6 protein-coding genes are annotated in these 7,557 nt (G+C 74.6%); 4 read left to right on the forward strand and 2 right to left on the reverse strand.

Annotated elements, in window-relative coordinates:
* Together tap and tpg are read left to right on the forward strand one after the other, a co-directional pair.
* Positions 1-1,775: telomere-associated protein Tap (gene tap / locus GTW67_RS03030; RefSeq protein ID WP_161163235.1), on the forward strand; the 1,775-nt coding region annotated here is incomplete at its 5' end.
* Positions 1,776-1,786: 11 nt separating this feature from the next.
* A complete protein-coding gene (gene tpg / locus GTW67_RS03035; RefSeq protein ID WP_161163236.1) occupies positions 1,787-2,344 on the forward strand; it encodes a telomere-protecting terminal protein Tpg in 558 nt (185 codons plus the stop codon).
* 209 nt (positions 2,345-2,553) lie between these two features.
* Here the strand turns inward: tpg and GTW67_RS03045 are convergent, their stop codons facing one another.
* Positions 2,554-4,065: a hypothetical protein gene (locus GTW67_RS03045; RefSeq protein WP_237518623.1), complete on the reverse strand. Its 1,512-nt coding sequence runs from the start codon at positions 4,063-4,065 to the stop codon at positions 2,554-2,556.
* 374 nt (positions 4,066-4,439) lie between these two features.
* Positions 4,440-5,924, reverse strand: a complete 1,485-nt coding sequence (locus GTW67_RS03050) for a peptidase M16 family protein (protein WP_161163237.1) — start codon at positions 5,922-5,924, stop codon at positions 4,440-4,442.
* Positions 5,925-6,081: 157 nt separating this feature from the next.
* On the opposite strand from GTW67_RS03050, the gene GTW67_RS03055 reads away from it, so the two are divergent.
* A complete protein-coding gene (locus tag GTW67_RS03055) occupies positions 6,082-7,071 on the forward strand; it encodes an aldo/keto reductase (RefSeq protein WP_161163239.1) in 990 nt (329 codons plus the stop codon).
* A gap of 126 nt (positions 7,072-7,197) precedes the next feature.
* Positions 7,198-7,557, forward strand: a 360-nt coding sequence (locus GTW67_RS03060; protein ID WP_161163238.1) for a hypothetical protein, incomplete at its 3' end; no start/stop codon positions are given.

Raw genomic sequence — 7,557 nt, forward strand, 5'->3', positions numbered from 1 at the left:
CGCCCCCCGAAACGGCCCCCTCCGCCGCCCCACCCGCCGCAATCGACCCCCGTTTCGAGAACGGCCCCCTCGCGGTCGTCGATGTCGAGGACGGCCAGGTACGCGCGTACTGCACGGGCGGTCTGGTCCTGGACGTGCCCGCCAGGTCTCTGCCGTCCCTGGTGGAGTGGACGCTGACCCAGGCGCGGCTCGGGCAGCCCCGGCTGGCGGGGCCGGGCAAGGACGCCGATCCGCTGCTCGTGCTCACCGGGGCTGCCCTGGAGCGCTACGGCCTGCCCGCCGCCCTGACCGACGAGGAACGGCTCGCCGGACGCGTCCTGGAGAGCCACACGGTGATCCGGCAGCTCACGCGCGCGCAGTGGAAGCTGACCAAGCGTGGCCTGGGGCCGTGGGCGCGGATCTACCGCCCTGCCACCGGCATGAAGCGGGCCTGTGTCCAGTTGTGCGTCCCGTCCTGGCACGCGCTCGACCCACGCCACTGGGGCCGGGCCGCCCAGCTGGAGCCGGCGGCCCTCGCCCGCGTCCTGGGCGTCTACGCGTCCCGTGTGATGACCCCGCGCGGTTCCACCGCCGTGACCGGTCTGGAGCTGATGACCGCCCTGCACCCGCCCACCCGCGCCTCCCAGCCGGACGCGGACGGCAGGCGGCACGCCGCACACAACCCCGGCTCCCTGGGCAAGGACCCGGTCGACCCGGCGCCGTGCGAGGCTCCCGACGGCCACCCGCTCCTCAAGGATCTGCCGCGTTTCCACCTCCGGGGGCCGGCGGAGAAGCTGTTCGAGGAGGCCTACGACTGGGCGCGGCCGATGACGGACGCCGAGTGCACCCTGCGCCACCTGGTCGGCATCGACGTGAACATGGCCTTCGCGGCCGGCGCCAACGGCCTGCCCGTCGGCCTCGGCACGCCGACGTATCTGAAGGCGCCGGCGTTCGATCCGAAGCTGCCGGGCTCGTGGCTGGTGGATCTCTCCCACGTCGACCTGTCGAGGGTGAAGGCCGGCAAGGACACGTGGGTTCAGCTGGACGCGAGTCTGCTGCCCAGCCCGTTCACCCCGAAGGGCGAGCGCCCTCAGGGCCCGGCCTGGTACGCGACGCCCACCGTCGCCTACGCGGTGGAGCTCGGCTACCAGGTACGCCCCATCGAGGCGTGGGTCCGGTACGAGCACGGCCGTTACCTGGACGGCTGGTACCAGCGCCTGCGCGACGCCTACCTCGCCACGATGGCCGACCTCGGCGTCGACACCGGCCTCGCACCGGCCGACTTCCTGACGGCGATGGACGGCTACCGGGACCGTGACCCGGAGCTGGCGATCGTCGTCTCCGCGATCAAGGCGACCGTCAAGGGCGGCCTGGGCAAGCTGCGCGAGCGCCCCCGCGGCGAGGGCTGGCGCCCGGGCGAGCCGTGGCGCGCCCTGTCGCGTCCCACCTGGCGGCCGGACATCCGCGCGGCGGTCATCTCCCGCACCCGCACCAACCTCCACCGCAAGATCGTCAAGCATGCGGCGTTCACCGGCCAGTACCCGGTCGCGGTCCTGTCCGACTGCGTCGTCTACGCGGCCCGCGGTGAGAGCCCCCTGGACGTCCTGCCCTACCGCGACGGCAAGCCGCTGCCCGGCGGCTTCAAGCTCGGCGTCAACCCGGGCCTGGTCAAGCACGAGGGCACCCAGAGCGTCCTGTGGGGCGAAGAGGTCCGCGAACGCTTCGGCGCACCCGGCCTCAACCTCGCCCGCTACATCAAGGACGGCACCGTCACCGGCGCCGACAACGGAGAATGATGGGGGTGACGATGAGTCTGTTCGGGGACGGCCTCGACGCCGCGGTGCAAAAAGCGTTCACCCGCCCCGCGCCCAGGAGCGCACCCGCGCAGATGCGCTACCTGGTCAAGCAGCTGGGCGGCACCAGGGCGGTCGCGCGCATGCTGCGGATCTCCCAGCGCACCGTCGAACGCTACGTCAAGAACCAGATCCGAAAGCCCCGCCCCGACCTCGCCGCCCGCCTGGAGCACGAGGTGAGGAAGCGCTGGCAGCCGCAGATCCGGGCGAGGGCCCGCCGCAGGGCGGCCACCACCGACGGCATCGTCCTCGACACCCGCGCCCGCCTCGGCTACACCGCACCCATCGGATCGACGGACCAGGACCGCGTGCGCCACCTGACCGTCGCCCTGCCCCCGCAGTACGCGGCCCGCCTGTTCACCGCCCAGGAACAGGGCGCCGGCGACCAGGAGCTCAAGGAGATCGCCGCCGAAGCGCTCAAGGAGGTCTACTTCCAGGACCACGGCCGCCGCGCCGGCTCCCTGGAGGAGGTCCGCTTCACGGACATCGAACACCTGGAGTTCGGCCTGTAGCAGAGCGCCGGACAGGCTCAGCGCCGACCGGCCCCCGAAGCGGCCGATGTTCCGCCCCGCCCGGACCAGCGTCTCCTGCACGGCATCCCCGGCCTCGGCGTACGAGCCCAGCACCCGGCAGCAGCACCCAGTCAGCCCCCCCCGGAGGAGCTCCTCCAGCCCCTCAAACCGCCGCACCAACCGCCGCAGCCCCCCCACAGCGCACCCCTTCAGACAGAAAGCTCCAGGTCACTGACCTGACACCTCACTGCAAAGCCGGACCGGACCGAAGCACGAGACCCAGCGCCCCTGCCACGGCCGGGAACCTGAGCGCACTGGCTCAGCCGTTCCCCCCCCCCGGACGGCGCCCCGGCCTCCCACCGGCGCCGCAGCAGCACATGGTCGCTGAACAGATGCCGGCACCGGTCGAGGAGTTCCCCCACCTCCTGCGCGCAGTGCCGTTCCCCCACCGACGGACGCCAGCGCTGCACGCACTGCCCGGCCCACCTGCGCAGCTTCACGTCCGGGTCCTCCAGCAGCGCGACCGCCGCCCGCAGCGCCACGACCCCGCCGCCCGCGACGAGCAGCCGCAACGCGGCCAGCCGGACGTGCCGCGGCCAGGTGCGGCCGGTGCGTTCCAGCAGCCGGCCGGCGGGCAGGTCCGCCGCCGACGGCAGCAGGGCGAGGGCACACTCGCGCACCACACCGGCCGCAGGGTCGTCGAGCAACGGCAGCAGACGCTCCACCCGCACGCAGTCCAGCACCCGCAGCCCGGCCACCGCCCGCGCCCGCACCCCGGCGGCCGGGTGCGCCAGCAACGGCCACAGCAGCCGGGCATCCGCCCGCTGTCCGCACTCGGCCAGCCCGATGACCGCACCGGCCGGCAGCCCGGGCTCGTCCGGCGCCGCGCACCGCTGCCGGTACCAGGCCACCGGATCACCCCCGTCCTGCCGTACGACATACCGGGCGCACGCACGCACCAGCGCGGACCGGTCGCCGAGGAACGCCACCGCCTGCCCGGGCCGGCCCGCCCGCCGCAGCGCGGTCACCCCGGCCGAACGGGCCCGCGGATTACGCGCGGACAGCAAGGGCACCAGCACCTCCTCGTACGCCTCCTGGCCGGGCAACGCCGCCAGCGCCGCCGTGGCACACAGGTCCTGGACCACGTTGTCCTCGTCCCGGGCGGCCGCACGGGCCAGTTCGGCGGGGCGCAGCAGCCGGCCGTCGACGGCCAGCCGGTACGTGAACCGCCGCACCGCGCGGTCGGGGCAGCAGAGCAGGGCAGCGAGCCGCTCACGGGGCGCCCGGCGCAGGACCTCCGCGAGGACCTCGATGCCGAACGCGCCCCGCTCCCGCCGCCCGACGCGCAGGACCACCGGCGCGAGACCGGCGGCGCTCTCCGCGTCCAGGACCTCGCGCAGCACCGTCCGGGCGCGCTCGCGCACGGGGCCCGCCCAGTCGGTGCAGCGGATGACGACCAACGGCAGCAGCCCGGGACACCGGGCCGAGAAGCCGACCGCCTCCTCGCGCACCCGCCCGTCGCGGTGGCACAGCGCCAGCGCGAGCCGCGACGCGCCGAGCCCCGCCAGATCGCCGGGCAGCGGGGCACTCTGCTCCCACTGCGGCAGCAACTGCGCGCCATACCAGGGCACTTCGCGCACGCCCGCATCCAGAGCGAGCCAGTCACCGGGGTCGGTGACATCGAGCACGCCGCCCAGCGGCGCCCCCTGCGCGAGCCGCATCACCCCACCGGCCACGTCCACGCCGCCCTCACCCCCCTATCGCCTCCGCCGCACAGCACCGGCCGATCGTAGGCCGCCCAGCGCATACGCTGCGCGCGAAATACGGCCCGCCACGGCCCGCTGCACGGCGCTTCCCGTCCCCTTCATGGACCGGACCGTGGCGATGCCGGCGTGGGCGTACGGCGATCAGCGGGCCGGCACGGGCACGGGACCCCGAGAGGACCGAGCGGCCGGCCCCTCGTGACGGGGGGGGGCAGGCTGCGCAGCGACTGGCCGGCGCACCCGCAGCCGCACTCACCGCTCGCCGCGGCCCTCATCGCCCTCGACCGCGGCCGCCGGCACCCAGCCGGCCCACCCCCCCCCGGTGACGGCGGTCAGCCGTCCCCGTCCGCGAGCAGGGCGGACGCCGGGTAGTGCAGCGCCCGCGGCACCGCGGCGTCGATGGCGGCGACGGCCGGCCCGATCTTCGCCCACAGCTCCGGCAGCACCGGGATGAAGCAGCCCCGGGACCCGAACACCACACGGCCCGCGCCCCGCCACTCCACACCCACGACCTCGTCGAAGGCCACATGCCGCACAGGGGCGTCACCCTCGCGGTACCACAGCCCGCAGGGGCCGACCCCCAGCCGCGCCGCACGGGCGGTGGGGGACAGGGCCCGCTGGTACAGCGAGGGCTTGAACACCCGCACGTCGGACGGGAACACACGCGTGGGGGAGCAGACGTCCCGGGGGAGAGGCGGGCCGTCACGCCGTCGCAGCTCCACCTCGGCCCCGCAGGGCACGACGAGCAGAGCGGTGGCGAGCGCGGCGCAGAACGCCTGCCGTGCCTGCTCCGGCGTGACCTTCGCCAGAGCGTCCAGCCGCGCCGGCGCGTCCTGGTGGTCGAGTCCGAACAGCAGACACGTGGCCGCTTCGGCGAGTTCGTGAAACGCCGACCGCGGGTCGAGCCAGACCTCCCTAAACCCGGCCAGTTCCTCGGCGAGTTCGTCCTCCGTGACCGCGGTGCCCGCCATCCGCTGGGCCTCGTGCCACAACAGCTCGGCCACGTACCGTTCCTGGCCCTCCCGGGCGTCCAGCGACAGAACGAACTCGCCCCGCCCCGCCCCCGTGTCGAGCCGGGCGGTGCCCACCCGGAGCGCCAACCCCTCCTGGTGCCGCACCCGTTGTGCGACCCGTTCCTGGAACACGGCGTGGGCGAGGACCAGCGCGGGGTCGCCGAGATCGCCGTGCAGGGCCAGCCCGGGGCCGGGCACGTCGGCCTGGAACCAGGCGGGCCCCGCCGTCAGCACCGGCTGTGCCGCACCGCGAGCGGGCCGTATGCCGCGCGGCAGCAAAAGACGCAGTCCTGCCGGCGGCGGCCCCGTCAGCACCAGGACGGCGTTGTCCGCGTGGAAGAAGCGGGCGGCGGTGTCGCGGACGGCTTCGGCGGGGATACGGTCGGGCCCCGGACCGGTCCAGGAAGCCACACCGGCGCCGAGCGTGCCGTACCGCAGCGACAGCAGCTCCGCGTCGGCGGTGTCGAGGACACCGATGCCCTCGGCGGCCAGCACACCCGCCTCCCGTTCCCTGCGCTCCAGCGGCAGCGCGGACAGCGCCTCGCAGATGCGGGTGAGGAACGCCGTCACCTGCACCGCGCTCCCCGACACGGTGAACTCCGTGCAGAAGAGGGTGACCGCCGAGCCGTGCTCGTGGTGGAGCCGCGGCAGCGTACTGGTCGCCAGACGCTCGACGAGCTGGGTCACGCCCAGACACCGGAACGTCTCGTCGCGCACCCCGCACCCGAAGACGAGAGCGGCTTCGAGCGGGCCGGGAGCCTGCGCCCACAGGACGGGCACCCCGTCGATCACATCACGCTGCATGCGCCGGATCATACGTTCGACCCCTTCGACCCCTTGGACGCCTTCGACGCCTTGTTTCCCTGGGGTACCGGGCGACGCGGAACGCGTGCTGGAGTAGCGGCGGACACGACACCGCCCCCGAAGCCCGCACAGGCAGGCAGGAGCAGCCCCCATGGACATGGACACCCACCGGCTCGGCACCACCAGCACCGGGATCACCCGACTGGGCTTCGGCGGCGGCCCGTTGGGCGGCCTGTACGAACCGCTCGACGACGCCACCGCCGCCCGGGCCCTGGAGGCCGCCTGGGAAGCGGGCATCCGCTACTTCGACACCGCACCGCACTACGGCATCGGCCACTCCGAACGCCGCATGGGACAGATGCTGCGCTCCAAGCCTAGGGACGCGTTCACCCTGTCCACCAAGGTCGGCCGACTGCTCGTGCCGCAGGACCCGCAGGGGCGCACGGACGAATCCTTCGCCGTGCCGGCCACCCACCGCCGGGTCTGGGACTTCACCCGTGACGGCATCCGCCGCAGCGTCGAGGACTCCCTCACCCGCCTCGGCCTCGACCGGATCGACGTCCTCTACCTCCACGACGCCGAGCAGCACTTCGAGGACGCGCTGCGCCACGGCTACCCCGCCCTCGCCGAACTGCGTGCCGAGGGCGTGGTCGGGGCGATCGGCGCGGGCATGTACCACCCCGGCAAGCTCACCCGCCTGGTGCGGGAGGCCGGCCCCGACGCGGTGATGCTCTCCGGCCGGCACACCCTGCTGGACCACAGCGCCCTGGACGAGTTGCTGCCGGCCTGCACCGAACGCGGGGTGTCGGTGGTGGCCGCCTCCGTCTTCAACTCCGGCCTCCTGGCCACCGACCGGCCGGCCCCCGGTGCCCGGTACGACTACGCAGCCGCCGGTCCCGAGCTGCTGAAGCGGGTCCACCGGATCGCCGACGTCTGCCAGGCGCACGGCGTGAGCGTCCCCCAGGCCGCGATGGCCTTCCCGCTGCTGCACCCCGCGGTCGCGGGCATCGCGGTCGGCATGCGTACCGAGGAGGAAGTACGCCGCAACGTCGCCGCGTTCACCACCCCCGTCCCGCCGGACCTGTGGACCGGCCTGCGCGCCGAGGGCCTGCTGGACGAACGCACCCCGCTGCCCCCGGCCGGCTGACCGCCCCCCCCGGGGCAGGACCCCGTCCGCAGGGCGCCGGCCAAGCAGATCACGGGGTGTCCGCGGGTGTGCAACGATCGCGGACAGCGGCGGCCGTACGGCTGCTGCCTAGGGGAGGGGAGCCAGGTGGAGGCCAACGAGATACGTGCCCGCTTCGACGGCCGTGCCCGCGTCGAACTGCCGCCCCGCAAACTCACCGCCGCCCAGCGCCGCCAGGCCGACGAGACGGCCCACGCACTCGGCTACCGCCCGCTCGCCGCCGAACAGTTGTGGCCCCACGGCATCCGGCTCGTCTACGCACGCGACGACGGCCCGCAGGCACAGCGCCGCAGAGAGCTGACGATCGCCCGGCTGCGCGCGGACGGACCGCTGCTGTCGCCGATCGAGCCGCCCCCGCCGCCGGGTCCGCCGCCCGCGGCCCCGGCCCAGTCACCCAGCCGGCCGCGCCGGGCCCCTACGGAGCCCCCGCCGCCCCCTACGACGGCG

This window comes from Streptomyces sp. SID5910, assembly GCF_009862125.1.
Taxonomy (GTDB): Bacteria; Actinomycetota; Actinomycetes; order Streptomycetales; family Streptomycetaceae; genus Streptomyces.

Excerpts from the sequence above, each read along its gene's own strand:
- tpg (WP_161163236.1), top strand. The coding sequence starts at position 1,787 with ATGAGTCTGTTCGGGGACGGCCTCGACGCCGCGGTGCAAAAAGCGTTC.
- GTW67_RS03045 (WP_237518623.1), bottom strand. The coding sequence starts at position 4,065 with ATGCGGCTCGCGCAGGGGGCGCCGCTGGGCGGCGTGCTCGATGTCACC.
- GTW67_RS03050 (WP_161163237.1), bottom strand. The coding sequence starts at position 5,924 with ATGCAGCGTGATGTGATCGACGGGGTGCCCGTCCTGTGGGCGCAGGCT.
- GTW67_RS03055 (WP_161163239.1), top strand. The coding sequence starts at position 6,082 with ATGGACACCCACCGGCTCGGCACCACCAGCACCGGGATCACCCGACTG.